Source organism: Maritimimonas sp. 2405UD52-3, from assembly GCF_056591715.1.
The window spans coordinates 1-343 of record NZ_JBWQOL010000027.1; the positions used below are offsets into that span (position 1 = coordinate 1).

Annotated in this window: 1 protein-coding gene; it reads right to left on the bottom strand. The window is 48.1% G+C overall.

Going from position 1 to position 343, the window contains the following annotated elements:
• A partial coding sequence (locus tag AC1EU5_RS16030; RefSeq protein ID WP_480193428.1) for a DUF7507 domain-containing protein occupies positions 1–343 on the bottom strand: 343 nt, incomplete at both ends.

The following is a 343-nucleotide window of genomic DNA, read 5'->3' on the forward strand; positions in this document are numbered from 1 at the left end:
ATTGGTTACTGTAAAGGTATAGGTCACCACATCACCTACAGATACATCGCCAGATCCATCTGGGTCCGTAATCGTATTGCTCTTCACGATACCCATGCTTGGTGTAGCTACTACTATAGAATTTGTATCCGTAACATCTGGGGCCTGATCACTGCTTCCCGTAGCAATGTTCGTAATGGTCGTACCTAAGTCACCGGCCTGGATCGTATAAGTCAATGTACCACTCTCACTGTCACCAGCGGCTAGCACTGCTACGCCATCACCTGCTACATCGCTTAAGGTCACCGCACCTAAAATATCATCGACCACAGCTACACCTGTCAGCGTTGCTGTACCATTGTTC